The organism is Streptomyces sp. NBC_00016 (genome assembly GCF_045040885.1).
GTDB classification, from domain to species: domain Bacteria; phylum Actinomycetota; class Actinomycetes; order Streptomycetales; family Streptomycetaceae; genus Streptomyces; species Streptomyces coriariae.
This window is the reverse complement of sequence record NZ_CP108304.1, coordinates 10,168,403-10,194,909: the sequence shown is the minus strand read 5'-3', so window position 1 is coordinate 10,194,909 and position 26,507 is coordinate 10,168,403. Positions and strand designations below refer to the sequence as shown.

Here is a 26,507-nt window from a genome sequence, read left to right as displayed (position 1 = left end):
ACCAGGCCCGTTTCCTCGTCGGCCACGTGCTCCGACGGCTCGACGGGCTCGCCGCTCGTGGGGGCACTGGGCGTGCCGGGAGCAGCGGAGGAAGTGGGGGGCGTGGCAGGAGGTGCCGTGGCTGGGGCTGCTGTGTCGTCGGGGCGGGCACAGTCGACGCCGCCGGCGGGCGCCTCTTCGGGAGCGGAATGAGCCGCGGTGGCAGTCGCGTCGGCTGCGGGCGGACGCTGACTCGCCCGGACGAGGACGGTCGGCAGCGCAGTCAGTGCGAGAGCCTTCCCGAGCAGCAGGCGCAGGCGGGTCAGCGCGGACGTACGGGGAACGGCGTGGCAACCTTTCGTCGGCCGCGCGTAGTGGGGTCCCACGACCTCGCCGCGGAGGTCGGGCGACTGGTCGGTCATTCCCCGGCCCTCCCCGACGGCCCCTCAGTGTCATCGGGCGTGCTCACCGGGCCCCACGCCAGGGCCAGGAGTCCACCCTCGCCTGGAGATCGGTCATGTCGATGTACAGGTCCTTGGCCTTGACCGGCGTACCCGATCCGCCGGCCTTGAGCGTCATCGTGTAGGTCCCGAGGACGGGTATGTCCACCGGGACGGACTGGCACATGTCAGTGACCGCTCGCGGTCTTCGGTACGCCCGGCATGCTGGTGGCCACGCTGGTCTTCATCGGGATGGCGGTACCCACGACCGGCGCCACCACCTCCATCGAGGCGCTGCCCGGCTTCTACCGCTTCCTCGCGGAGTTCGAGCCGCTGCGGCAGATCACCGGCGGCATCCGCTCGATCCTCTACTACGACGCCCAGGGCGACGCGGGTCTGACCCGGTGCTGGGTCATGATGGCGGCCGCACTCGTGGCGGCCGCACTGTTCGGCTTCGGCGTACTGGGGTGGTACGACCGCGAGGAACTGCACCGCATCCCGGCGGAGACGAAGCCCGAGAAGACCGCCGTCCCGGCGTGACGGCAGGTCACCTAAGACGGGCCATTACTCGGAGTGGCCCCGGTGTGTCGCCCTGCCGTGGACGACAGGCGCGCACACCATCATGGCTCGGCGACGGACCTTCCCCCAGGCCGTCGCCGAGCCTCTCTCCCGGACCCCCGGAAACCGATCGGTTTCTATTTCGTCCGCTTCGGGTTAACCTCGCGGTATGACCACCGAAGTGAAACTGAGCCCCAGGGAGCGGCTGCTGGAGGCGGCGGCCACGCTCACCTACCGAGACGGCGTCAGCATCGGCGTCGAGGCGCTGTGCAAGGCGGCGGGGGTGTCGAAGCGCTCCATGTACCAGCTGTTCGAGAGCAAGGACGAACTCCTGGCAGCAAGCCTGAAGGAGCGTTCCTCCGCCTACGTGGCGACCCTCCTGCCTGCGGCGGACGACAACCGTTCACCCCGCGAGCGGATCCTGCACGTCTTCGAGCAGGTGGAATCACAGTCCGGCACCCCCGAGTTCCACGGCTGCCGGTACCTGGCCGTACAGGTCGAACTCAAGGACCAGAGCCACCCGGCGAGCCGGGTCGCCCATCAGGTCAAGGCGAACCTGACCGCCTTCTTCCGCACCGAGGCCGAACAGGGCGGGGCGGGCGATCCCGATCTGCTGGCCCGGCAGCTCAGCCTGGTCTTCGACGGCGCGAGCGCCCGCGCGGGGATTCAGGCCGACAACCTGACCGGGCTCGTCGCGCCCACTGTGACGACCCTGCTCGACGCGGCAGGCGTGCGCTGACGCATCGCCGCCCAGAAGAATCCCTCACCTCCCGGCACCCACGGGAAGCCCGATGGCCGTAAGCGTGTTGCCGAGCATGCCGCAGGCGAAAGAGCTTGCGGTCTCGTCGGCATCAGCGCCCAGCGGCAGGTGCACGGTGTCCCAGATCCTCATCCAGCCGGCCCGGACTACCTCACCGATCAGGTCATCGCCCTGCGCCACGGCGGCATATCCCTGCATCTGCATCAGGAGCGTTTCGGGGCGCGTCGAGATCAGCCGCGCGTAAGCGGTCGTCATGGCCTGAAGAGCCCGCTCGCCGCCCTCCACCCCGTCGGCCGCCCTCTCGAAAGCCAGGCGGGTGTCCTCCATGCTCCGCACCAGAGCGGCGACGAAGATCGCCTTCTTGTCCGGGAAGAGCCGGAAGAGATAGGGCTGCGCCGCCTCGCACCCGCCGGGGTCTTCGACAAGCAGATCCGCAAGATGAACCAGCTGGCCGACTGACGCGCAGGCGCCGCCTGCGCACCAGGCTGCTCCCGATGGGGACCAAAGTCAGCATCACCGCCGAGGCTTTTTGTGACCTTCAGGACTCGGGCGCGGAAGGGGCCAGCCATCCATGTGCACACGCAACGGCTCCGCGCAGTCGGCCCTTGCACGGACCGACCCCGTGCAGAAAGTGGCCACTTCAGCGCGGCACCCGCCCGTCCTGGAGCGCCGTGCCCATAGCGTGCCCTTCAGAGCGGACAACCACGGTCAACAACAGGGCCATCAAGCCCCCACACCAGCGGCGGCCGAACGGATCTGTGCAGGTCAGACGGCGTAAGGCTCCCAAGCGCCGTCGCTTCCCAAGCTCAGAGCGCGAGTTCGATTCTCGTCACCCGCTCCAATATGAACCCCCAGGTCATTGACCCGGGGGTTGTTCTGGCGGGCGGGGAGCGCACCACATGCGCACCATAAGCCAGCCGGGAGGCGACGTGGGGAGTGCCTGCGAGGTGACAGTGGACATGTCCGGCAGGCCGTTTTGTCACGCCTCGGCAAACCTAGCAAAAGGAAGTGATGACTGTGTCGGGCACCTCTTGCTCCGTGCCGCGTCCGCCGAGCACGCACCTGGTCACCGGGAATGCCTCGAAGCGCGGTGAACTCCAGCCTCTGGCGGGCCGCGGACCGGGTCCGCTCCGCTCGGGGCGTGCGCCGGCGCTACGGGGCGGTGGGACGCGGGGCGGGTGAGGGCAAAGAGGTAGCCGCGTTCGTCGTCGAGACGCAGGGCGTGGGGGACGGAGGCCAGGACGGCTTCGGAGAGGTACGGGTGGCGGCGCAACCAGCCACTCGCGGCCGAGGTGCAGCAGCACGTCATGACGCTCTTCGAGCTTCTGGCCGGCCCGGCGCGCTGTCCGGTGACGGCGACCCGGCCGCATCGCTGCGTGTCCGACTAGCCATCACCGCACTGCACCTGGCCGGCGACGAGGCCGATCGAGCGGAAAACGGAGGCCCGGAGCTGATCGATGCGGCGCTCAGCATCGCCTGCGACTTGATCGATCCGCCGTCTCCCCGGCCAGCCGCCTAGTACCGTAGTTGCGGTGCTCCGCCCGTCCTGGTCAACAACCTGGCCTCGATTCTGATGGCTGAAGGACCTTGATGCCGACAGAGCCCGCCGCAGCACGAGGGCCAGGCACGGCGACGGCCGACCCTAGGTCGAGGCGCTTGTCCATGTCCAGGCGGAAGGTGCCGTACGGGTTGACGATGTCGCCGGGGTGGAGGCGGTGGGGGCCCAGGTGCCCGGTCCCAGCGATGTGTAGGCTCCCGCTCTTCTGAGGGCAAGTTCCTGGGTGTTTCAGTCCCCAACGGAGCACGCTGGCAAGCCACTCGCTGAGCGGGCCATGGACCGGATCACCGGCACCACCGTCTCGCCGTCGGAGCCGGCCCGCCGCCCGCTCAGCAGGGCCGTTGTCACAGGCAGCGGTTACCTTGCAGTTCGAGCTGTAGACCGGTCGGGGGCGCCGGGACGGGAGAGCAGGAACAGATGCCGGGGAGAGCTGTGGCAGCAGGGGTGTTACGGACCGTGCCACTGGCCGGGGAGCGGACCGCGTCACTGATCAGCCGGGCCGCAGCCCGCTACGGTCTGCCGGCCGCCGGCGTGCTGCGGCTGTGGACGTGCCGCAACTCCCCCGCCCGGAACGACGGCGGCGGCGTGCGGGCCGACGCGGAGATCGTCCTCAACGAAGCCGGGCGGGCGGTGCTCGCCGAGCGGATGTCTCCACGTCCACGACCGCCCACCCGGCAGCCCCGGACACGGCGTTGAGCACGTCATCGGCAAGCAGCACCCCGATTCATGCCGGTCAGATCCTTTGTCTCGCCCTATCGCTAAAATCGCCGGGCTGCGGCCATCAGCCCGGTGGGCCAGGCGGCTGCGCGGCGCGATCCGGGCCGTGCCCGAGAGGCAGACCGGGAGAACACTTTCCCCGCTCGCCCCGAAGCAAGGGATTTCGCTTCTCCGGGGGCCTGCCCAGTTCACGTATTCACTGCAGGACCTGAGCGGTGCGAGCCGACAACAGCCAGTCGGGGAACTCCTGCAGAAGCCGGTCGTAGAGGAGATCGTCGGGTATGGCGCGCGGATCGCGGCCGGCGTGGAAGAAGCCTGCGTTGTCGACGACGCGATGTGCCGGGACGGCCAGGGTGTCGAGACGACGGAGAAAGGCGAACTCGTTGTCATCCGGGTCGCCAAATCCGATGAACTGCCAGAACAGCGGCAGGCGGGCAGCTTTACACAGGTACCGTTCGGCGGCGAACTTGCTGGTGGGCCCGCCGTCGGTCTGGAAGATCACCAGTGCCGGGTCGTCACTGCCGGAAGCCAGGTAGTGGTCGATGACGTCGTCCATGGCCCAGTGGTAGTTCGTCCGCCCCATGTGACCGAGGTTCTCGTGCAGCTTGTTGATACGGCCACGGTGACCTCCGAGTTTGAGGTCGGTGGATCCGTCGACATCGGTGGAGAAGAACACCACCGGCACGATGCCGTCGTCGTCGAGGTGAGCGGACAAGGAGAGGACCTGCTCACCAAGGTATTGCATGGTGCCGTCCTTGTAGTAGGGCCGCATCGAGCCGGAGCGGTCCAGCACGAGATACACCGCAGCGTGCACCCCCTCGAGACCGTGCGCGCGCACGCTGGACCCAGCCGCCTTGTAGAGGCTCACCAGATCCGGGGCTTGCGCCTGCATCTTGGACAGACTGATTGCCGGGGCCTCGTTGTGGAGCCTGTCCATGGTCACCCCTCCTGTATCACGTGACATTCTCATCCTCGCGGTCGCGGTGGTACCACGAGGAGCAGCTCTCCTACGGGTCCTGATCACTGCTCTTCGGTGAATGGCACGGCCGACCCGATGGGGTAGCCGTGGGCAGTGGACGTTCGGGTCTGCTGCCTGCCCGGTTCGGCGCCCGCCCGCAGGTGCCGAACCGGTCAGGTCTCTTTCACAGCTATTCGGCTGCTGCCGTCAGGTGAGCGAAGGCCGATCCAGTGGGGTCTTTGCGGACGTGGAGGCGGTGGGTGATGCGGCGGCGCAGTTCGGGGACGTGACTGATGACCCCGACGGTACGGTCGTGGGCGCGCAAGGAGTCCAGGACGTCGAGGACCTTATGGAGGGTGTCTTCGTCGAGGGCGCCGAAGCCTTCGTCGATGAAGAGGGTGTCCAGAGGGTTGCCGCCGGCTTCGTGGGTGACGACGTCGGCCAGTCCGAGAGCCAGGGACAGGGAGGCGAAGAAGGATTCGCCTCCGGAGAGTGTGTCGGTCTTGCGGGGGCGGCCGGTCCAGGAGTCGGTGATCTGGAGGCCCAGGCCGGAGCGGGCGCCGCGGGCCGCTTGGTGGTCGGAGTGGGAGAGGGTGTAGCGGCCCTCGGACATGAGGTGCAGGCGGGTGTTGGCGGCGGTGACGACTTCTTCCAGGCGGGCGGCCAGGACGTAGGACTCCAGCTGCATGCGTACCCGGGCGCTGGGTGAGTTGCCGGTGACGAGTTCGGCTGGGTGGCGGGCGGTGAGGTGCGCTTGTTCGAGCGGTTGCAGACGTTGGACGGCGGCATCAAGGTCGGTTGCCAGGGCGGTGAGGGCGGCGCTGCGGGTGTGAGCGGCACTGGCGGCGGCGGCCGCCTCGGCGTGCTGGTCATCCGCGGCAGCCCGTGCAGCCGTGGCTGTGTCTAGGTCGGCGCGGGGCTGCGCGGCGGCTTGCTGCAGTGTCGGATTGTCGAGGACTGCGGTGTGTGCTGCGCAGGCCTCGCGCCACTGGGTGATCTCTTCTTCGATGGCGCGCAGGGGTGATCGTGACAGCTCGTTCAGGGCTCCCCGGGGCCGTTGCCCGCGGGAAGTGCCGGAGGACCGCTGCCCCGTGCCCTGCCCCGAGGTGAGGGAATGCGGCGTTCCGATATGGACAAAACGTGTGTGACGCCTTCATTCCTGATGTGTCTTTCGGGCGTAGTGGTGTCCGTGTCCGTCCTTCGCGGCTCCGCAGTCGCAGCATCGCAAAGCCGCTGCCGGTACGCGGCGGCTGAAGCGGTCTCGGCGTGCGCCGGGGTCATGCGTCTAAACAGCAGGAACTTGCTGGTCGGACCCTCCTGCGGGGAAGAAGGGCCTGTGGCAATGTCGATACATGAATCGGTTGATCACTGCATTCGGGGAATTATGCGTGCGGGGCGACGGGGGCGGGAGAGCCGATCTCGGCGGGCCGAAACCGCGTCTGTTACTGGCTGTTCTCGTCAGCCAGGCCAACAATGTGTTACCGGTCGGCGGCCTCATCGACGCCCTGTGGGACGGCCGGCCCCCGCGGACCGCGAGGAAGAACCTTCAGGTCTACGTCTCCCGTCTACGCCGCGTGCTGGGCGGCCGGCTGACTCACACGCCGGGCGGATATCTGCTGCGGCTCGACCCGTCGGAGTGCGATCTGCTGCGGTTCGAGGAACTGGCCCGGATCGGCAGGCGGCGCACTCGTGACGGGGACACGGACTCGGCGTGCGACGCGCTCGCCGAGGCCCTCGAACTCTGGCAGGGCCGGCCGCTGAGGGAGTTCGGTGACGTGCCGTATCTGACCGCAGCGGTCGACCGGCTCCAGGAGATGCAGGTGTCGGCGCTGGAGGAATGGGCCGAGCTGGAGAACGGCCGTGCCCGCCACGCGTTCGTGCTGGACCGGCTCCAGGAGCACGTCGTGTGCCATCTCCTGCGCGAGCGGCTCGCCGCCGCGTGGATCACGGCGCTCGCGGCGACCGGCCGGCAGAGCGAGGCCGCGGCGCACTTCGACACCGTACGGCGGGCGCTGGCAGGGGAGTTGGGCGTGACGCCGGGGCCGGCGCTGGCGGCGCTGCACCGTCGTCTCCTGGAGGCTCCCGCGCCCGAGCGCCGTCCAGGACCGGGCAATCAGCTGCCGCGTGATCTGCCGGACTTCGTGGGCCGTGCCGACGAGGTGCAGCGGGCGCTCGGGTACTTCCGTGCCCGCCGGGAGGGCGGGGTGATGGTCGTGTCCGGGCCGGTGGGGGTGGGCAAGTCCGCGCTGGCCGTCCGTGTGGCCCATCTTCTCGCCGACGCCTTCCCGGACGGGCTGATCATGACCGAGCTGGGCAACCGCTCGCTGGGGTCGGTGCTGCGGGCGCTGCTGGACAGTGTCGGTCTGCCCGGGACGCAGAATGTCGCGCAGGCTCTGGCCCGGTGGCGGACCTGGGTGGCGGGCCGGCGGATTCTGCTCGTGCTGGACGACGCCGTGGGGCAGCAGACCGTCCTGGCACTGCTGCCCGGGTCCGGTGCCAGCTGCACTCTCGTGACCAGCCGGTACCGGCTCAGCGGGCTGGAGGCGGTGGCGCGGGTGGAGCTTCCCCCGTTCCAGGGGGCGGAGGCGACCGAACTGCTGGGTCGGATCGTCGGGTTCGGGCGGGTGATGAGCGACCAGGCGTCGGCGCGGCGGATCGTCCAGTGCTGCGAGGGGCTTCCGCTGGCCATCCGTATCATCGCCGCGAAACTCGATTCGCTGCGCCATGTGCGGCTGGCCGACTACGCCGACCGGCTGAGCGTGGCACCTTCCCTGCTGGACGAGATGGCGGTCGGTGAACTCGTGCTGCGGGAACGGTACGAGTCGTTCTGGCGCGATCTGCCGCAGCAGCAGCGGCTGGCCTATCGGAGGCTGGCGTCGCTCACTCCGCCGTTCCGGTACGACCAGGTGATCTCCGAGGTGGAGGAGTTGCACGAGTGCAATCTGCTGATGCCGCCCGCCGGGGAGGTCAGTGCCCATATCGCCGCGTACGGCATGTCCGGGTTCACCCACGAGTTCGGCCGCCGGGTCACCGGCCCGGCGGCCGCGGATCTGCCGCCGGTGGCGGGCACGTGAGCGGCTTACGGCGTGCTGTCGTCCCGGACACCACCACTTGTCATGATCATGATTACGGTTCGCCGGGTTCGCGGTCAGCGGGAACGATCGCGCAGGAAGGCGCGGAAGGCGTCCGTCAGCTGCTCGTCGGTGGCGCCCCAGGCCGTTGTGCCGGCGCCGGGCGCGGAGCGGCCCGCGACCCGCAGGGCGATGGCCGCCTGCCCGGCGAACAGGGAGAGCAGGTCGAGGTCTTCGAGGCCCGCCCGGGGCCGGGGCGAGGGGTCGAGCACCTCCAGGACGCCCAGGACCCGCTGCTGCGACAGCAGCGGCGCGGCCATGAGGGCGTTGGGGACGTAGCCGGTGGACTCGGCGAGGTCCCGGGCGAAGGTCCGGGTCTTCGCCAGGTCGTCGGCGATCATCGCCTGGCCCGAGGAGGCCACCCAGCCGGCGATGCCCCGGTGGGCCGGGAACCGGGTGCCGACGAGCAGGTCCTCGCCTTCTCCGGAGACGGCCTCGAAGACCAGTTCGCCGGCCGTGTCGTCCAGCAGGAACACCGAGCTCGCGGCGGCGGCGAAGATGGCCCGGGCCACGTCGACCACGGACTGCAGCAGCGCGTGGGTGTCGTCAGAAGGAAGAATCGGGGACACCGCGGACCTCACTTCTCCGGTTGGGTTTCGGGGGCGGGGGCGATCCGGGCCGGCCGTCGGGGCGTTGCCCGTCATCCCCCGAGGCCTGCCGGCCGGCACCGTGCGCGGATACGAGGCCGTCACCCACCGGGTCCGCGCCGGACTCGGGCCGGGGCGGGGGTGCGGGGGTGATCACGGGAGCGGCGGGCATGTGCGTGGCCCCGTGGGCCGGGTCCGTCGCGCGGACGTTGGCCGACGTCAGGTAGAGCACCGTCTTGAGCTGGAAGACGGTCAGCGCCGGGTGCTTGGCCAAAATCAGCGCGCACAGTCCCGCGATGCGCGGGGTGGCGAAGCTGTTGCCCGTCGTGCGGGTGACGCAGTTGTCCAGCCACGCCACGCGTACGTCTTGGCCCTTGGCGTAGAACTCCACCGGCGGAGCCGGGTTGTACAGGTGCAGTCCGGTGTCGTCCTCCTGGTGGCTTCCGACCGACACGACGGAGCTGAACCGCCAGGGGAAGCTGACCACAGGGCTGTTGTGCGCCGACGCGACGATGACGGACCGGCGGAAATACGCCTCGTCGGCCAGTTCGTGCAGCTCGCGGATGAAGCGTTCGTGGGTGGTCGACAGGCTCATGTTGATGACGTCGAAGCCCTGCTCCACCGCCCACCGCAGACCGGCCAGCAGGAAGTCGCCGGTGCCGGTGAACCGTTCCCCGAGCACCTGCACGCTGTGCAGCTCGCAGTCGGGGGCGACCTCGCGGACGATCCCCGCGCAGGCGGTCCCGTGGCCGCACACGTCGCCGCTGCCGGAGGGCACCGTACGCGGGCGGCCGTCGTCCCCCTCGACGACCACGTGCGCCGATGCCACCCGCCCGACCATGGGGTGGTCGCGCTCCACCCCGCTGTCGACGATGCACACCCGTACGCTGCGGCCGGTGGAGCCGCCCCACGCCCATGCGGGGGTGACGGCGCCGCCCATGGCCGCCGCCGGGACCTGGATGTCGTCCGGCCGCCGGTCCCCCAGCCCCCAGCTCAGCGCGCGCGTCACCGGCCGTCCCCGCTCGCCGCGGTGCGGCCCCGGGCCGTCTCGGCTGCCCGGGCGGCCAGTTGCCCCGCGGCCGTCGCTCCCACGGCATGGCCCTTGGCCCGGAACAGACGACCCGCCCGGCCTGCGCTTCGGGCGGCGGCGTTCGGCCGTCCCGTCCTGTACAGGACCTGCGCCATGTCGAGCCGGGCGGTCGCGCGGCCGATCGGTGAATCCGTGGTGTCCGCCGCCGCCACCGCGCGGCGGGCCAGCCGCAGCGCGTTCACGCCATCCCCGGCCGCGGCGGCGGCCAGGGCACGCACCCCGAAGTCGTCGGCCGCGTCCGCCGGGGGCAGCGCCGCTGCCGGCGCCGGGACAGCCGTGCCGTGCCGGCCCGCATCGGCGGGCTCCAGGCCCGACGTCACGTCACGGACGTCGGCCGACGCCGCGTGCCAGGGCAGCCCGCGGGCGAGCAGCACCCGTGCGAGGTCCCGGCAGGCGGCCGCGTGCAGCTGCGGACCGCCCACCGTGCGGAACGTCTCCACGGCCTGCCGCAACAGCCGCTCCGCCTCCCGCGTCGATCCCGCGAGGACCTCCACCCCGGCGGCGAACAGCGGCCCGAACGCGGCCACTTCCGCGTAGCCGAGCCCGGCGGCGAACCGCTCCGCGTCCGTCAGGCAGCCGCGGGCCTCGCCGGTGCGGCCGCACAGGGCGAGCAGATTCGCCAGCGGGTAGTTCAGCGCGACCACCACGACGGGGTTGCCGGGGCCGTGCTCGGCGAGCAGGGCTCGGCAGCGCTCGATCGCTTCGCCGGCCGGGGTGGGTCCGTGCCACAGGGAGATGCCGAGCGCTCCGAGCGCCATCGCCCGCTCCGGGGCCGCCTCAGCGGCCAGTGCGTGGCCCAGCGCGACGGCCAGCAGATCGCTCGCGGCGCGATGCCGTCCGGCGTACTGCTGCTCCTGCGCGAGCCGCACATGGGCGCGCGCCAGGCCCAGCCGGTCGTCGAACTCCCCGAACACCGCGAGTGCGGCGCGTGCCGCGTCGGCAGCCGTCGTCGGCGAGGTATCGGGGTCCAGGGAGGCCAGTTGCAGGCCGGCGTGGGCGCCGGCGAGCCGGTCCTCGGCCGCGGACGCCGCGTCACGCACCTGTCTGAGCAGGTCGCCGCCCTCGCCCGTCCGGCCGAGTGCCAGCCAGGTCTCCCCCAGTCCCTGCGCGGCATGGCGCCACCGGGCCTCGCCGGGGGCGCAGCGGGACAGGGCACGGGCGTGCAGCTCCGCCGACCATGACAGGTCGGCGCGGGCGAGCGCGTACCGGCCTGCGCGGCTGAGTGCGTCGGCGGCCCGGCCCCGCAGGCCTTCGACGTGTTCGCCCCGCAGCCCGAGGTCGCGCCGGTGCAGGTAGGCCGCTTCCAGGTGGTGCGCGGCCAGGGCGGCCGCGGCGGAGGGGCGGGTCGCCAGTTGCTCGTGCCAGGCGGCCCGCCGGCTCTTGCTCAGGGACCGGTAGGTGACGTCGTGCAGCAGTCCGGAGCTGAACTGGTGGGTCGCCGGGGCCCCGGGAGCCGGTTCGACGAGGCCGCGTCGTACGAGGTCGTGCATCGCGCCTGTCACGAGCGCGTGCTCCGGGCAGGCGGTGTCGGCGGGCGGGTCGTCGAGGAGCCGGCGGACCTCCGCGACGGCGAACCGGCGGCCGATCACCGCGCCCGCGTCGAGCACCGCTCGTTGCGGCTGCGGCAGGACGTCGATGCGGGCGGCGAGAACGGCGGTGACGGTCACCGGCAGCCCGCCCGGGTCGGCGCCGTCCCTGACCATGGTCAGCAGCTGTTCCAGATGCAGTGGGTTGCCCTCGGCGCGCTCCACGACCGTGTGCAGTACGCCGTCGTCGAGGTCGCCGGCGGCCAGGGCGCGGGCCAGGCGCAGCGAGTCGGCGTGGGACAGCGGGCGCAGACGGATCTCGTCGGCGGTGGCGGGCTGCTCGTCCTCGCCGGTGCGCTGTGAGCAGATCAGCAGTACCGGTGATCCGGCCAGGATGTCGGTCAACCGGGCGATGCCTTCGAGGAGTTGAGGCCGGGCCCACTGGAGTTCGTCCAGGACGAGCGCGACCGGTCCTACGGCGGCCAGGCCGCGCAGCACCGCCGCGGCGGCCGCCCAGGTCGTCTCGGCGGACGGGCTCGGCGTGCCGTCCGCGAGCAGTCCGCCGCGCAGCACCTCGTACGCGGCACCGTCCCACGGCCGGGCCGGGGCGGGGCCCTGCGGTGGCCCGGAGCGTGCGGATGCCGGCGTCGTGCGGGCGGTCGCGGTGTCCAGCACTTCCCGGATCGCGGCCGCCAGGGGTGCCAGGCTGGCCTCGTCGCGGTAGGAGTGGCAGCGACCGGTGCCGACGAGGGAGCCCTCGGCGGACCGGACCGCGAGCCATTCGCGCAGCAGGCGTGTCTTGCCGATGCCGGCGTCGCCGGTGAGCCGGATCAGGCGGCCGGTGCCGTCCCGCGAAGCCCGCGTCCACGCCGTCGCGAGCCGGTCGTACTCCCGCGTCCGTGCGACGAGGGCGGCCGCGGGCCGCGCTGCTCCCGGCGGCCCGTCCTGGGCTGCCAGGCTCAGCAGCCGGAACGCGTCGACGGGGTCGCGCTTGCCCTTGAGGGTGAGCGGGCCGACGGCTTCGACGACCGCCGCGGGGCCCAGGAGCGTGCGGGTGGCGGGGCCGATGAGGATGTGTCCGGGCTGCGCCGCCTGTTCGAGCCGGGCGGCGACGTTGACCACCTCGCCGGAGACGACCGTGCCGTCCCCCTCCAGGTCCTGCGAGGTCACGGCCTCCCCGCTGTTCAGGCCGATGCGGACCGCGAGGGTGCTGCCGAAGTCCCGGTCGAGCTCGGCGTTGAGCCCGTCCAGGGCGGCGATCATCTCCAGGGCCGCCGAGGCGGCCCGGTGCGCGTCGTCCTCATGCACGTGCGGCACGCCGAACACCGCCATCACGGCGTCCCCGATGAACTTCTCCACCGTCCCCCCGTGCGACTCGATCCCGCCGCGCATCGCGTCGAAGTAGCGCAGTACCACGGAGCGCAGCGTCTCCGGCTCCAGCGCCCCCGACAGTTCGGTGGATCCGACCAGATCGCAGAAGAGCGCGGTGATCACCTTGCGTTGCTGCATGAGCGGTCCCCTCGCTACTCGCCGTCGGACGTCGTCGCAGGTACGGCCGGTCGTGTGCGGCCGGCCGGTCGTACGGCCCGTGGTGCACAGCCGCTCGTGCGAGCCGCTCAGAACAGCGCCGCGCCCGCGACGACGGTGTGCGCCTGCACTTCCGGCTCCACGGCGTCGAGGCGCGCCTTCAGGTCGAGGATCAGTTCGAGCTCCTGCGGTGTGAGCCCGGCGAAGACGGCACACTGCTCGCCGGTGAACGCCCGCACCGGGAAGCCGGCCTGCTCCAGGGCCCTCAATACGGATCCGGCGCCGCGCTCCCCCGCGCCGTCGACGGCGCCTTCCTCACCGCTGTCCGGTGTCATGTCAGTGGTCCTCTCGCTCCGGAGGACCGCCGGTGCGGTCCGTCACGTCGGTCAGGGAGTTCAGTACGTCGGCGAGCGCCTTCACGGTGTGCAGTGCGCTCAGCCTGACCGCCGCCCGTACCTGTGGCACCGCCGCACTCTCGTCGAGGGTGCTCAGCACTGCCGTACTGTGTCCGGCGTCGATCTCCGCGTGCAGGCGCAGGGTGTCGAAGGCGGCCGGGGGCAGACCCGTGCGGTCGGCCAGCAGGGGGATCAACGGCGCTGCGGGAGCGTTGAGTTCGAGTACCGCCACATAGCCGAGCAGGCACAGCGGGTGGAAGTGGTCGATCCAGTAGTACTGGGCGCCGACCAGCCGGGCGACCTCCGGCGAGGGGGGCCGGGCGAGTTCGTGGCCGGGGTGGAGTCCGGCGGCCTCCATGTCCCGCAGCAGCCAGGTGTCGTGGTGGCGTTCGCGCGGGATGTGCGCGGACAGGTAGCTGCCCAGCGGCCGGGCCGCCGAGTCGGTGGCGGGCGCGTCGCGGCAGTGGGCCCGGGCCCGTTCCATCAGCGGTACGGAGGCCCGGATGACCGTGTGCATCGTGACGAGGTAGCGCAGATAGCGTGCCCGCAGGCCCTGCGGCTGCCACAGCCGGGCGGCGCTGTGGTGCAGGACGGGGGCCACCAGACCGAGGACGGTGCGCAGCTCTGCTCCGAGGGGTGCCTGGGCGTGCCGCACGCCGGGTGCGGGGGCGAGGGGGCCGGATGGCGCCGTCACGGCGTGTGCTCCTGCCGGGGGCGGACGGCCGGGCCCTGGCCCGGGTCGACGAGGTGTGCGTGGCGCGCGGGGCCGTGGCGGGCCACGAGCGCCGCGGGGCCGCCCGTCTCGCCCCTGTGGACCGCGGCCGACTGGAGCAGCTCACCGGCCGGGCCGGTGCCCGCGCGGTCGGTCCAGTCCCGGGCGGCGTCCGAGCCGTCGAGGCGGTGGCAGGTGGCGCAGTAGCCGCCGGCGGGGAGGCCGGCGCGGGTGGCGATGTGGACGGGGCCCACCGTGCGGATCATCCGCAGCATCGGGCTGGCCTGCGCGCGCTCGCGCACGGTCTGCCAGGTCGTCGTACGGATGTCGCCGAGGCCGAGGTGGCCGGGGCGCACCCGGCGGTCGGCGACGTCCTGGTTGCAGCAGGCGGTGACGGTGCCGTCGGTGGTGACGACCGGCCAGGCGGCCATGTCGCAGGGGGCGGCCGCCCACGGGTCGGGGCCGGCCGGCGGGCGGGGAAGCGGGCGCAGTGTGCCGCCGCGGCCCACCGGGCGCACCTGCCCGACGAGCATCGGTACGTCCGTCCCGAAGCGGCGCCGGACCTGCGCGCCGACCTCGTCGGGGTAGGGGTCCGCCGGGCCGTCCGCGAGGAGATGCAGGCTGACCGCGACGCCGGTGCCGAGCAGCGCGTCGAGCACGTCGAACACGTTCCGGCGCGGGACCTGACGCTCGTGGAACGCGTCCAGGCTGAGCGAGAAGTGGTCGACGGCGCGGGCGACTTCACAGACGGTGGGCGGCAGCGAGCCGCCGTCGGCGAAGAACGCGCCGGAGAGCACCGCCGTGCGGGTGCCGCGGGCGCGGGCGGCGACGGCCGCCTCGATCACCAGACCGGGACGGAGCAGGGGCTCGCCGCCGGTCAGCATCAGCACGTCCGGGCGGTCCGCGGGCGTGAAGGTACGCAGGAAGCCGAGCAGCGCGGCGCTGTCGAGGTCGCGGCCGCGGCGGGTGGCGGCCGTGGAGCAGTGGGCGCAGCTCAGCGGGCAGCGCTCGGTGAGCGAGACCAGGGCGCCCGCCACGATCCTCTGGCGCAGCGCCATCAGCTCGGCCAGCCGCATGGCCACCCCCTTCTCGGTGAGGCCGTGGTCCGGCACGGATCGTCCTTCACCGGCCGAGTGTCGAACCTGTGGCTGCGAAGGGGTTCGAAAACGGTATATGTGCAGGTCAGGGCTGTGAAATGCGTGACGGTGGCGGCCGGTGCACGTCCGGATAAACCCTTCGGTGTCCCGCCGCAGGGGGCCGGAGCTGCGTATTCACCGTCCGTCAACCGCTCTTGTGGCAGGCGTTCCTACCGTCTGGGGCCAGCCGGACCGGAAGGGACGGACCGGCCTCATGCTCACGAGGGAGGGAGATCCCATGACGGAAGCGGACCAGGTACCCGTGCAGGGCGACGACGACTCCACCAAGGTCGAGAAGGCGGCCGAGGTGGCCCGCGCGGCGGAGGTGGCCGCCCACTCGCTCGCCGACGCCGTCCTGCAGTTGCAGCGGCTCGACCCGGAGAAGGAGGCCTCCATCGTCAGCGACCCCGCGGGAAGCGGGGGCTCCTGCCACAACATCAGCTGTTTCTAGAGGCCCGATGACCGGCGCCGGCTGTCCAGGGCCTGGCGGCCGGAGAACCACGGCAACGCCGTACACCCCGTACCCGTCGATGTGAGGAGTGACGCCATGTCCGAGGAGATCCGTCCCGACGCCGAGCCCGTCGAGGCCGCGGAGGCCGACGGCGACGTGGAGGCGCACCTGGCGGCCGGCCAGGACGCCGTCCTGGGTCTGCAAAAGCTCACCCCCGAGAGGGAGGCCTCCATCATCAGCGACCCCGCGGGAAGCGGGGGCTCCTGCCACAACATCAGCTGCTTCTGACAGCTGGCGTTCACGCGATCACGGCGTTCGGCCGGGCCGGGGACAGCGGTTCCCCGGCCCGGCCGGACGGCGCGTCATCAACTTCCGGTCTCGGCAGAGGGGATGGGCGGAATGCAGCTCGAGTGGGAAATCATCCAGACCTATATGACACACCACCCGCGCTGGTTCGAGGACTTCGAGCGCCGCGCGCCCGGCGGGGAGCATCTGCGCGAGTACCGGGCGGTGATGCCCGCGTCCTGGCTGCTGTGGCGGCGGGGTTACTGGCTGCTGACCGCTCCGCCGCAGGTGCCGGCCGTCGCCCAGGGGTGGAAGCTGCATGTGTCGGCAACCTCCGCGACGAGCGCCGCCACGCTGCGTGCCCTGCTGCCGCTGCTGCGTGACGCCGGCGTGCACTTCAAGTTCCTGATGGACCCGGTGGCGATGCTCGAGTCCAACGGCAAGTCTTTCCCCAGGGGCTCGAGCGGGAAGTTCATCACCGTGTACCCGGCCGACGAGCGGGAGTTCCGGGCGGTCGGCGACGCGCTGACCGAGGCCTTGGCCGGCTTCGACGGCCCGCACATCCTCTCCGACCGGCGCTATCCCGGATCGCGGGTGGTCCACTACCGTTACGGCGGCTTCGTGTCGATCTCCCGGATGCGGCCCTCCGGGATGAAGGAACTGCTGATCCGCACCCCGGACGGCGAGCCGGTCGTGGACATCCGGCACCCGTACTTCCATCTCCCGGCCTGGGTCACGGACCCCTTCACCGGGGAGTCCGCCCCGGAGCAGCCCGCGGCACCGGACACGGCCGGCGCCGAACCCGCGGGGACAAACGGGTCCGCCGGCGGTGACACCGGCATCACCCTCGCCGACGGGCGCTTCACGATCGTCAGCGCGATGAAGTTCTGCAACCGCGGCGGCATCTACCGCGGCATCGACAACGACACGGGCGCGGACGTGGTCATCCGCGAGGCGCGGCCGGGCGTGCAGATCGGACCGGAGGGAACGGACGCCGTCCAGCTGCTGCGGCACGAGTACGACATCCTCACGGAACTCGCCGACACAGGCCTGTTCGTGCGCCCGATCGCGTTCTTCACCGACTGGGAACACTCCTTCCTCGTCGAGGAGTTCATCGAGGGCACCCATCTCGGGCACCTCGGCATCGTCGAGAACCCCGTCTACAACCTCGACCTGAGCGCCGAGCGCCTCACCGACTACTACGAGCGGTTCCGCACCCTGTGGCTCCACGTCGCGGACGCGATCGCCGTCTGCCACGAACGCGGCATCGTGATGGGCGACCTGTCGCTGACGAACGTCATGGTCACCGGCGACGACCGGGTCGTGGTCATCGACATGGAGTCCGCCTTCCACGAGGACGCTCCCGCGGGCCCGGCGCGCGGGGCGCGGCTGTACACGCCCGGCATGGTGACCCGCCGCGCGAGGCTCGCCGCGCAGGGCGACCGGCGCACCGACCACTACGCCCTCGGCGGCCTGATCCTGGGCTGCGTCCTGCTCTGCCACCAGACCGACTTCATCGACTCCACGATGCCGCGCAGACTGCTGGCCGAAGCGGCCGCCGACCTCGAACTCCCGACGGAACTCGTCCGGTTGATCACCGACCTGTACGACGAGGACGCCGACCTGCCCGACCCTGCCGCCCTGCGTCGGCGGATCGAGGCGCTGCCCTTCGCGGACGCCTGGCGGCAGCCGCCCCCGCTGGGACTGCCCCCGGTGACGGACGCGACGGCACGCGCCGAGCTGCACAAGCGGGTGGAGGCCACCCTCCACGGTGTCGCCGACTTCTGGGCCAAGACCGCCGACCTCGACCGTCAGGACCGGCTCTTCCCGGCCGACGTCGCGGTGTTCCGGACCAATCCGCTCTCGCTCGCCCACGGGGCGTACGGTCCGCTGTACGTGCTGCACCGGCTGCGGGGCACGGTGCCCGACGATCTGCACGCCTGGGCGCTGCGGCACTCCACCGCGCACGACGTGATGCCGGCCGGCCTGTATTTCGGCGCGGCGGGCGTGGCCTGGGCGCAGTCGGCCATCGGCCACCTGGACATAGCCGTGCGGACGCTCCGGGACGCGCACGGCCACCCGCAGTCGCTGTCCGAGCCCGGTGTACTGACCGGGGCGGCCGGCTACGGCATGGCGTGCCTGCGGCTGTGGCGCGACTCAGGGCTCACGGAGTTCCTCGACCGTGCCGTCGCCGTCGGCGGTCACCTGACCGAAGCGGCGCACCGCGAGGACGGTCTGGCCCACTGGCCCGACGCGAGCCGGCCGACCCCGGTCGGCTACGCGGACGGTGCCTCCGGCATCGCCCTGTTCCTGCTCTCCCTGCACTGCGCCACCGGGGATCCGGCGGCGCTGGAACTGGGCCGGGCCGCACTGGACTTCGACCTGGCCCAGGTGGTCGCCGGGGCCGGCGGCCGGCTGTCGCTCCCGGCGACGGTGGCCACGGACGACAAACCCGTCATGGTCGTACGGCACTACTGGGACCACGGCACCGCCGGCGTCCTCACCACACTGCTGCGCTACCACCACGTCACCGGCGATCCCGTGCTGCGCGAGCGGATCACCGCGCTGCTGCCCGACGTCCGCCGCAAGTACACGGTGTTCCCGCAGCTGTTCCACGGGACGAGCGGGCTGGGCAACGTCCTGCTCGATGCCTACGAGTTCCTCGGCGACGCCGAGTTGCTGGCGGAGGCGGAGCGGGTGGCCGAGTCCGTGCTGTGCATGGCGATCGAGCGGCCCGAGGGCATCGTCTTCCCCGGTGAGCAGACCGTGCGGGAGAGCTGCGACCTCGCGAGCGGGTCGGCCGGGGTGGCGCTGTTCCTGGACCGCCTGCGCACGGCCCGCCCCGGCGGCCGTACCAACGGCAACTTCCTGCTGGACGACCTGCTGCCCGCCGCCGCGGGCCGGACCGGTGTGTGATGGAGGCGACCACGGCCGCCTCCCAGGCGGCTGTCGACGCCGTACCGCTGCGGGCCAACCGGGAGTTCCGGCTGCTGTGGGTGGGGCAGGCGCTGTCCGACTTCGGTACGTCCATGACCGCGCTGGTGCTGCCGCTCGCCCTGCTGAGCAGCGGGTACTCGACGTCGGCCACCAGCACCATCGGCACCGCCGTACTGGTGACCGCGATGGTGCTGCGGATGCCGGCCGGGTACCTCACCGATCACTACAGCCACCGGCGCCTGATGCTCGTAGCCGACCTGGCCCGCCTGGTCACGGTCGCCACCGTCGCCGTGTGGACGTACCTGGACCGGCTGCCGATTGCGCTGGCCGTGGTCACGGTGGTCGTGGCGCAGGTGGGGGTGGAACTGTTCCGGCCGAGTCAGAACGCCACCGTCCGCCGGGTCGTGCCAGCCGCGCAGCTGGGCACGGCCATCTCCCTGAACCAGGCGCGGGCCTACGCCGCCGGGATCATCGCCCCGGCCGTGGCCGGTGTGCTCATCGCGGCTTCGCTGTGGCTGCCGTTCGCCATCGACGCCGTCACCTACGCGGTGTCCGCGCTGTGCGTGCTGGCCCTGTACCGGCCGCTGCGCCGAGCCGAGGCCGCTCGGTCCGCCCGGCCCGACGCCGGCGCGGGCCGGACGGCCGGGCGGGCCGGGGCGCAGGAGGCGGAGGCAGACGGCGGGGCGAAGAAGGCAGAGGCGGGCGGCGGGGCGAAGAAGGCAGAGGCGGGCGGCGGGGCGAAGAAGGCAGAGGCGGGCGGCGGGGCGGAGGAGCCGGAGGCGGGCGGCGGGGCGAAGGCCGCGCCGCGCGAGCGCTTTCTGCACCGTCTGACCGCGGGGCTGCGCCATGTGGTCCGCGACCCCTTCCTGCGTACGCTCGCCGGGCTGGCCGCGGGCGACAACTTCGCGTTCCAGGCCCTCGCCTACGCCCTGTTGCTGGGCATCGGGCGGGAGCACAACGGCGCCGCGGCCGTGGGTCTCGCGATGAGCGCGGCGGCGGTGACCGGGTTGACCGGTTCGCTGATCGCGCCCTTCCTCCAGCACAGGCTGCGCATGCAGACGGTGATGGCGGCCGGTCCCGCGCTCGCCGGCGTCATGCTCGCCCTCGCCTGGTACACCGGCAGCGGCATCGCGTTCGCCGCCGGATACTCCGCGCTGTGCCTGCTGACTCCGGTCAACGGGGCTGTGTTCGGGACCATTCTGGCCACGACGGTGCCGGAGAACATCTACGGCCGCACCACGACGGCTCTGGGGTTCATCACGGAAATCCTCCAGCCGCTCGGCCCGCTGACGGCGGGCCTGCTGCTGACGTACCTGTCTCTGTCGGGCGCCGCCGCCGTGTTCGCCTTGGCCTTCACCGTGCTCGCGGTCGTCGCGCTGCTGATGCCGTCACCCCCGGCCGTGCCGGACACCGAAAAGGCCACGGCCTGACACCCACGAACGCCGCCCGACCCCTTCAGGGAGGTTCCATGGTTTCGCTGTCCGTGCTGGACGTCGCGCTGGTCGCGCCCGGCTGCACCGCCCGGCAGGCACTGCACGACGTCGTGCGCACGGCGGTGGCCGCCGACGCCTGCGGCTACCACCGCTTCTGGGTGGCAGAGCATCACAACTCCCCCCGGTGCGCCGGCAGTTCACCGGCGGTGCTGATCTCGCACATCGCGGCGGTGACGCACCGCATCCGGGTCGGCTCCGGCGGGGTGATGCTGACCAACCACGCGCCGCTCACCATCGCGGAGCAGTTCGCCGTGCTCCAGTCGCTGCACGACGACCGGATCGACCTCGGCGTCGGCCGCGCGACCGGTGGCACGGACAGCAGCACCCTCCTCGACCGTGCCCTGCGCCGGCCGCCGCAGGCACGCGCGGAGTTCCCTCTGCTGCTCGACGAACTCGTCGGTTTCCTCTACGGCCGCTGGCCGGGCGGGCACGCCTTCCAGGACCTGGAGCTCTCCCCCGCGCTGCCGGTGCCGCCCGGCGTGTTCGTCCTCGGCGCCTCGGAGAACGGCGCCCGCACCGCCGCCGCGCGCGGGCTGCCCTTCGCCTACGGCGCCCACCTCGGGCCCAAGTCACGCCCCGCGGCCCTGGACCGCTACCGGTCGGCCTTCTCCCCCGGCCCGCTCGGCACGAGTCCCCATGTCATCGCGTCCGTCAACGTCCAGTGCGCGGAGACCGACGAAGAGGCCGAGCGACTCGCCCACGACACCGCCGCCGCACGGTTCCGCCAAAAGCACACGGCGACGTCCCCGGGGGTCGCTCTGCCCGAGCCGCGGGAGCGGTACCTGATCGGCAGGATGCTGGAGGACCTGCAGCTCGTGCGCGGCGGCCCGGCCACCGTCTCCGCCGGCCTGCGGCGGCTGGCCGCCACGCTGGGCGCCGACGAGATCATGCTCGTCCCCTACGACATCACCGCCGCCGGCCGCGAGCGCACCCTGCGCCTGACAGCCGCGGCCTGGACTCCTCCCGCACAGCATGACCGGCCCCGCGCCGCCGGCAGACAGGGCCGGCCCGCAGTCTCCTGAGACGAGACCCGGACAACTGGTGAAGCCGCCGGCCTGACGCCGAGCGGGTTCGGCGGCGGTCGCGATCACACCGTCGTCCGATCCGCGAGCGGGGCATCGTCACCGCGCCGATGTGGCGCATCAGTTTGAAGGGCTGGGCTTGACTCGCCCTGTGGTAGAGCCCGCCCGGAACCTGACGGGGAGGCCGCCCGTGGCGTCGTAGTGGGAGTGGGAGCGGGAGGATCGTCGGAGGGGTGCATACTCCTCTCGACCGGGGGCAGCAGGCGAACATGAGCTCGACGCAGCGCCGTCCCCCCGGCGTTCGAGCGCATGCCGGCCCCACCCCCCTCCCCCCGGGGCAGTGGGGCCGGCATATCTCCCCCTCGCAGATCGAGCCGTTGATGCCGGTCGCGCGCGGGAATGCTTGCCGGCGGGTGTCCGGCCGGAGCCCCGGCGGTCGGCGGCCGGTCGGCGCGGGGTGGGGTGGGGTGGGGTGATCGGCTTGCGCGGAATGGTGCGTCCACGTCGGTCACGTCGTCGGGCTGGGCGGATTCCCGCCCCCGGCCGCTGATGCGAGCCGCAGCGGTGAGGCTTCCGCCGAATCCGGGGCTGCTGCGGGGGTAGGCAAGGATCGCTCTTTCGGGCCCCGCCAGGCCCTCACCCGGAGGAGCCGATCACCGCCCGCGATCAGTCCACTTTCTTCGCCGCCCGCAGCTTTTCCACCAGGACCGGGTGCAGTTCGTTCCAGAGGCCGGCCTCGTTCCACACGACCAGCCGCTCACTGAAAGCAGCCGGTTAATCCGGTACTTGGCCGCTTTAGCTGAAAAGAGATGGTCTTGTCCCCGGTTTTGATCTTCTCGCGCCCCGGTGGGTGTGGTTCGCCACCATGGTCGGACAGGACAGCAACAGGGGAGGCGGCATGCGGCACGAAGGGACAGCAGGAGTTCCCGCCGAGCTCTGGCGGCCAGTCGACGACCAGGCGAAACGGCCTCGCCGGATGGCGGGTGCGTGCTGGCGGGTGATCCCGCCGCAGTCGGGTTGCCCGGGGATGGAGGCTTGTGTCTGAGGCGCCCTTCTTCGGTCGGGCAGGCGCACTGGAGGAGCTGGGCGATCGGTTGGCCAGAGCCGCCCGGAGCGAGCCCCAGATCGTTCTCGTCGACGGGCCTGCGGGCATCGGCAAGACCTCGCTGGTCCGGCGCTTCCTCGCCTCAGCGCATGCGGGCTGCCAGGTCCTGCGTGCCAGCGGTGAGGAGATGGAGATGGACCTGCCGTACGGGGTGGCCGCCCAACTGCTGCTCCACGCGCGACGGGTGGTCGACGTCCCCGAGGGAGAGCTCGAGCACACCACACGCTCCGGCGGTCCTGTGCCGGACCCGATCGCGGTGGGCTCCTGCCTGCTGGACGCGCTGGGCCGGATCCAGGACCACGCCACGGGCGTCATGGTGATCGACGACGTCCACTGGGCCGACACCCCCTCCCTGCACGCACTCACGTTCGTACTGCGGCGCCTGCGGTTCGACCGGGTCCTCACGCTGCTGGTGACCCGCGACGCCGCCGACACCCGGCTGCCGCCAGGGCTGCGCCGGATCCTCCACGCCGACACCACGCTCGAAGTAACGCTGGCCGGCCTCGGTTTGCCGGAGCTCACGGCTCTCAACGCCGCCGTGGGGCCCTCTGCGCTTCCCCGCTGGGCCATCGCCCGCCTGAGAGAGCACACGGACGGCAATCCCTTGCACACCAGGGCGCTGCTCCAGCAGCTTCCCGCCGAGGTACTCGGCGGGGGCGGCGTGTCCCTTCCCGCACCGCGTGCCTACGAGCGGCTCATCGCCGAACGGTTGGAAGCCTGCGCGCCCGATACCCGCCGACTGGTCGGTGCCGTCAGCGTCCTGGGCACGTCCAGCCCAGTGCACCTGGCGGCACAGATTGGCACCGTGCCCGATCCCCTGGAGGCCCTGTCGGAGGCGATGGCGCGTGAGCTGCTGGAGGAGGGAACGGTCGGCTCCGTACCAAGGGCTGTCTTCCCTCATCCGCTACTGCGGGCCGCCGTGTACCACGCTCTCGAACCGGCCGAACGCTCCCGTCTGCATGGCCTGGCCGCGGGGGGCGTGCACGAGCCGGACATCGCACTGGGACACCGGGTGCATGCTGCTGTCGGACCCGACGAGGAGCTCGCGGACGACTTGGTCCGGTTCGCCGCCGGTCAGTGTGAGAAGGGGGCCTGGTCCACGGCTGCCTCCGCCTCCATGGCCGCCGCCCGCCTGTCTGCGGCCCCCTCCCGCGGAGCGCAGCAAACGCTGCGGGCCGTCGAATACCTGCTGCTCGCCGGCGACGTCAGCCAGGCCGCCGAACTGGAGCAGACCGTGCGGGAGATGCCGCCCGGCGCCGAACAGCACTACGTCCTCGGCCATCAGGCCCTCACTTCCGGCCGGCTTGACGAGGCGCGCCATGAACTGAACGCGTGCTGGGAGAGCGGCGGCGCTGCAACCGAAACGCTGCGCAGTGCCGCCGAGCAGATGGCCTGGCTGTGTCTCATCCAGGGTGATGCGCGAGGCATCGTGCACTGGGCGCGCCGCGGACTCGGCCTGCCGCCCGGCAAGCGGTCATCGTTCCTTCGGGACTCCCTGGCAATCGGACTGGCGATTTCCGGCGACTACGGGGAGGGCATGGCGTCCCTCGCCCACCTGCCCGGGTGCGGTCCCCGCAACAGCCCGGAGCAGCTGGACGGTCTGCTCGCGCGCGGCATGTTGCACCTGTGGAACGGGCAGCTCAGTGATGCCCGGCGAGATCTGGAGGACGCCTTCACCTCTCACCGGCGCGGCGGACTGCCTTACGCGGCTCTCGTGGCGCTGGGCTTCCTCACCGATGCCGAGTACCGCTCCGGCCGGTGGGACGAGGCGATCGCGCATGGCACGCAGGCGGTGTCGCTGGCCGAGGACACCGACCAGATCTCCATTCTTGCCGTCGTGCACGCCTTGGCTGCCTGTCCCCTCGCCGGCCGTGGCGACTTCCGCGCAGCCGAGAACCATGCCACCGCAGCGGCGGAGCACGCGCGCGTACTGGGGGATGTCAATGACGCCGCGTTCGCGGCCACGGCGCTCGCCTTGGTGCACACGGCGCGGGGCCACCACGAAGGGACGGTTGCCGCGCTCAGCCGGTTTCTGAGGCAGGACATTGTGCACCGGCACGGCATCGACGAAGTGGGGCTCGTTGCGTGGCGGCCCCTGCTCGTTGAGGCCCTGGTACGTACCGGTTGTATTGACACGGCGGAAGAGGTGCTGGTCCCGTACGAAGCCGGGGCCGCCGCTCGCCGGCGCTGGCTCGACCAAGCGGCGGCCGCCCGTTGCCGCGGCGTCCTGGAGGGGGCCCGCGGTGACGTTCAGGCCGCCGAACGCGCCTTTCGGACGGGGCTCGGCTACTGCGACCGTGGGGAGCCGTGCTGGGAGCAGGCACTGTTGCGCCTGTCCTACGGGGCGTTCCTGCGCCGCGCCGGAAGGCGCAGCAGCGCGGTGGCGGAGCTCGAAGCAGCCTGGGGGACCTTCCATCGTCTCCGGGCGGCTCCGTATCTGGAGCGGTGCGCCGCTGAGCTGGCGGCCTGCGGCCGTGTGTCCGCCCGCCCCCGGGAGGTAGTCCACCCGCTGTTGACCGCTCAGGAGCTCACCGTGGCCCAGATGGCAGCCCGCGGGCTGACCAATCGCCACATCGCACGGGAGCTGGTGCTCAGCGTCAAAACGATCGAGTACCACCTCGGCAACACCTACGCCAAGCTCGGCATCTCCTCCCGCACAGACCTGGTCGACAAGCTCGGCCCAAACGACTGATTACTCGTCATGTCAGCTGCTCCACCCCGTCCGTAGCCACACCTACCTTGTGTCCCGCCAGTGGCGTGCCTCGGGTACCACCCCAGGGCTGTCCCCGGGTCCGTCCCTGGGGCGCCTGGCACTGCCCCGGCCGTAGCGTCGGCAGCGAGCCGAATGAGCCAAGGGGGCGGCCCATGATGAATCCCATCCGACTGGTCCTGGTCGATGACCACCAGGTGTTCCGCAAAGGTCTGCGCGACTGCGCGGAGGCCGTCGGCATGCAGGTGGTGGCAGAGGCGGGCAACGGCCATGAAGCTCTCGCCGTCATCGCAGGCGTTCAGCCCGACGTGGTGGTGCTCGAACCGCAGACTTCAGACGGCGGAGGCCTCGGCAGCGTCCGTGCCGTGGCGGACAGCCAGCCCCGTACTCCCGTCCTGCTTGTCTCGGCGTGTGACGACGCGGCACTGGTGAGCGAGGCCTTGTGTGTCGGCGCGAGCGGCTACGCGTCGAAGAGGTGCTCTGCTGAGGCTCTGCTGGCCGCGATCACCGCCACCGCCCACGGGCTGACCGTCCTTGACGAACGCGTCCAGAACCATGTGCGAACCGCCGTCGCCGACTCCGCCGCCCGTCTGCTGGTGGACACGATTCCCTTCCCGTCACTGAGCAGGCGCGAACGCCAGGTCCTCGAACTGCTCGCCTGCGGCATGGGGCCCGCGCGCATTGCCCGCGAACTCACCCTGGAGCGCCACACCGTGCACAACTACGTGTCCTGCGTCGTACGAAAGCTCGGCGCGGAAAACCGCGAGAAAGCAGTGGCCCTGGCGCGCAGTCATGGTCTCGGACACCGCCCTCCCGACTGGCCACCCCAGGGTGCAGGACGATCCAGGAGCCGTTGGGCAGTGTTCCCGGGACACCTGGGAGATCAGCATGAAAAGCCACGGCCCGAGGGAGCCACCGCGGGGGCGAACACGGCTGCGGATGAGTCCCTTGGGCTTCGCGACATGGACCGCTTCACTGATCCGCGAAGGAGTCACCATGAACAAGCGATCGATCCGGCGTGACGCCGCGGCCATGGCCCTGGCCGTCGCCCTTGCGGGCGTCATGGGGGCCGGCATTGCCGGCCCCGCCCAAGCATCCACGCACCCCGCAGGATCCGTCGCCGCGCAAGGCGCACGGCCCGGCGTGCCTCTGCGGGCCGCTGTCACCGGACCGGCGGAGCTGCGCACCTACGGCAGCAGCGCGGACTTCCCCACCTGGGTCTTCGGCGGGACCCAGCTGTGCGTGAAGAACCAGGGCACGCAGTACGGCGAGGCACGCGTCCAGACCCGCCTGGGTGCGTCGCCCGAGTACATCCCCGTGCAGGCCGGCACGACACGATGCATCAACCGCTGGTGGGGCGGGGTTCCGATCAACGTCAGGAACAACGCGTACTCGCCGTTGTCCGTCACCGCGCGCTGAGCAAGGCGGGA

General features: G+C 71.7%; 20 protein-coding genes and 2 pseudogenes. 12 read left to right on the top strand and 10 right to left on the bottom strand.

All coding sequences use genetic code 11. The annotated features are described in order from the left end of the window. Window positions 1-444 precede the first annotated feature (444 nt). Complete coding sequence (locus OG933_RS44900; RefSeq protein WP_405624712.1) at window positions 445-606, bottom strand: DUF6230 family protein; 162 nt, start codon at window positions 604-606, stop codon at window positions 445-447. Between the two features lie 11 nt (window positions 607-617). On the opposite strand from OG933_RS44900, the pseudogene OG933_RS44895 reads away from it, so the two are divergent. Together OG933_RS44895 and OG933_RS44890 are read left to right on the top strand one after the other, a co-directional pair. Next, window positions 618-959: pseudogene (locus OG933_RS44895) on the top strand (DUF3533 domain-containing protein); the annotation flags it as partial. A 187-nt stretch (window positions 960-1,146) separates the two neighbouring features. Beyond that, window positions 1,147-1,716 (top strand): TetR/AcrR family transcriptional regulator, encoded by a 570-nt coding sequence (locus OG933_RS44890; protein ID WP_405624713.1) that lies wholly within the window; start codon window positions 1,147-1,149, stop codon window positions 1,714-1,716. Between the two features lie 24 nt (window positions 1,717-1,740). On the opposite strand, the gene OG933_RS44885 is transcribed toward OG933_RS44890, so the two are convergent. Then, a complete protein-coding gene (locus OG933_RS44885; RefSeq protein WP_405624714.1) occupies window positions 1,741-2,064 on the bottom strand; it encodes a hypothetical protein in 324 nt (107 codons plus the stop codon). Between the two features lie 1,687 nt (window positions 2,065-3,751). Here OG933_RS44885 and OG933_RS44880 point away from each other — a divergent pair. After that, complete coding sequence (locus OG933_RS44880) at window positions 3,752-3,991, top strand: hypothetical protein (protein WP_405624715.1); 240 nt, start codon at window positions 3,752-3,754, stop codon at window positions 3,989-3,991. A 217-nt stretch (window positions 3,992-4,208) separates the two neighbouring features. Here the strand turns inward: OG933_RS44880 and OG933_RS44875 are convergent, their stop codons facing one another. Beyond that, window positions 4,209-4,949 carry a VWA domain-containing protein gene (locus OG933_RS44875; protein ID WP_405624716.1) on the bottom strand — a complete coding sequence of 247 codons (741 nt, stop codon included), beginning with the start codon at window positions 4,947-4,949 and terminating at the stop codon, window positions 4,209-4,211. Window positions 4,950-5,160: 211 nt separating this feature from the next. Further along, the gene (locus OG933_RS44870) at window positions 5,161-5,658 is read right to left on the bottom strand and encodes an SbcC/MukB-like Walker B domain-containing protein (protein ID WP_405624717.1); all 498 of its coding nucleotides are present in this window, start codon (window positions 5,656-5,658) and stop codon (window positions 5,161-5,163) included. Window positions 5,659-6,322: 664 nt separating this feature from the next. Here OG933_RS44870 and OG933_RS44865 point away from each other — a divergent pair. After that, window positions 6,323-8,044, top strand: a complete 1,722-nt coding sequence (locus OG933_RS44865; RefSeq protein WP_362534053.1) for a BTAD domain-containing putative transcriptional regulator — start codon at window positions 6,323-6,325, stop codon at window positions 8,042-8,044. Between the two features lie 74 nt (window positions 8,045-8,118). Here the strand turns inward: OG933_RS44865 and OG933_RS44860 are convergent, their stop codons facing one another. From OG933_RS44860 to OG933_RS44835, 6 genes and pseudogenes are all read right to left on the bottom strand, one after another. Then, window positions 8,119-8,670: a GAF domain-containing protein gene (locus tag OG933_RS44860; protein WP_405624718.1), complete on the bottom strand. Its 552-nt coding sequence runs from the start codon at window positions 8,668-8,670 to the stop codon at window positions 8,119-8,121. A gap of 208 nt (window positions 8,671-8,878) precedes the next feature. Further along, window positions 8,879-9,628, bottom strand: a pseudogene (locus OG933_RS44855) (S8 family peptidase); the annotation flags it as partial. Window positions 9,629-9,693: 65 nt separating this feature from the next. Then, window positions 9,694-12,813, bottom strand: a complete 3,120-nt coding sequence (locus tag OG933_RS44850; RefSeq protein WP_405624719.1) for an adenylate/guanylate cyclase domain-containing protein — start codon at window positions 12,811-12,813, stop codon at window positions 9,694-9,696. A 107-nt stretch (window positions 12,814-12,920) separates the two neighbouring features. After that, on the bottom strand, window positions 12,921-13,166 hold the full coding sequence (locus tag OG933_RS44845) for an aroma-sacti cluster domain-containing protein (RefSeq protein ID WP_362534060.1): 246 nt from the start codon (window positions 13,164-13,166) through the stop codon (window positions 12,921-12,923). A gap of 1 nt (window position 13,167) precedes the next feature. Next, window positions 13,168-13,920 (bottom strand): iron-containing redox enzyme family protein, encoded by a 753-nt coding sequence (locus tag OG933_RS44840; protein ID WP_362534063.1) that lies wholly within the window; start codon window positions 13,918-13,920, stop codon window positions 13,168-13,170. Further along, a complete protein-coding gene (locus tag OG933_RS44835) occupies window positions 13,917-15,050 on the bottom strand; it encodes a radical SAM protein (RefSeq protein ID WP_362534066.1) in 1,134 nt (377 codons plus the stop codon). Before OG933_RS44835 ends, OG933_RS44840 begins: the two co-directional genes overlap by 4 nt. Window positions 15,051-15,312: 262 nt before the next feature. Here OG933_RS44835 and OG933_RS44830 point away from each other — a divergent pair, with 262 nt between their 5' ends. The 8 genes from OG933_RS44830 (at window position 15,313) to OG933_RS44795 (ending at window position 26,496) form a co-directional block, all read left to right on the top strand. Further along, window positions 15,313-15,525: a hypothetical protein gene (locus tag OG933_RS44830; RefSeq protein ID WP_362534068.1), complete on the top strand. Its 213-nt coding sequence runs from the start codon at window positions 15,313-15,315 to the stop codon at window positions 15,523-15,525. 96 nt (window positions 15,526-15,621) lie between these two features. Continuing rightward, on the top strand, window positions 15,622-15,813 hold the full coding sequence (locus OG933_RS44825) for a hypothetical protein (RefSeq protein WP_362534070.1): 192 nt from the start codon (window positions 15,622-15,624) through the stop codon (window positions 15,811-15,813). 111 nt (window positions 15,814-15,924) lie between these two features. Beyond that, complete coding sequence (gene lanKC, locus OG933_RS44820; protein WP_405624720.1) at window positions 15,925-18,726, top strand: class III lanthionine synthetase LanKC; 2,802 nt, start codon at window positions 15,925-15,927, stop codon at window positions 18,724-18,726. Further along, entirely contained in the window at window positions 18,726-20,177 is a 1,452-nt protein-coding gene (locus OG933_RS44815; protein WP_405624721.1) for an MFS transporter, read from the top strand. Before lanKC ends, OG933_RS44815 begins: the two co-directional genes overlap by 1 nt. Before the next feature lie 38 nt (window positions 20,178-20,215). Next, window positions 20,216-21,262, top strand: a complete 1,047-nt coding sequence (locus OG933_RS44810) for an MsnO8 family LLM class oxidoreductase (RefSeq protein ID WP_405624722.1) — start codon at window positions 20,216-20,218, stop codon at window positions 21,260-21,262. 1,037 nt (window positions 21,263-22,299) lie between these two features. Continuing rightward, window positions 22,300-25,059 carry an AAA family ATPase gene (locus OG933_RS44805; RefSeq protein ID WP_405624723.1) on the top strand — a complete coding sequence of 920 codons (2,760 nt, stop codon included), beginning with the start codon at window positions 22,300-22,302 and terminating at the stop codon, window positions 25,057-25,059. 173 nt (window positions 25,060-25,232) lie between these two features. After that, on the top strand, window positions 25,233-26,099 hold the full coding sequence (locus OG933_RS44800) for a response regulator (protein WP_405624724.1): 867 nt from the start codon (window positions 25,233-25,235) through the stop codon (window positions 26,097-26,099). After that, window positions 26,074-26,496, top strand: coding sequence for a hypothetical protein (locus OG933_RS44795; protein ID WP_362534087.1), 423 nt, complete (start codon window positions 26,074-26,076; stop codon window positions 26,494-26,496). The genes OG933_RS44800 and OG933_RS44795 overlap by 26 nt, the downstream gene beginning before the upstream one ends. Window positions 26,497-26,507: the final 11 nt, after the last annotated feature.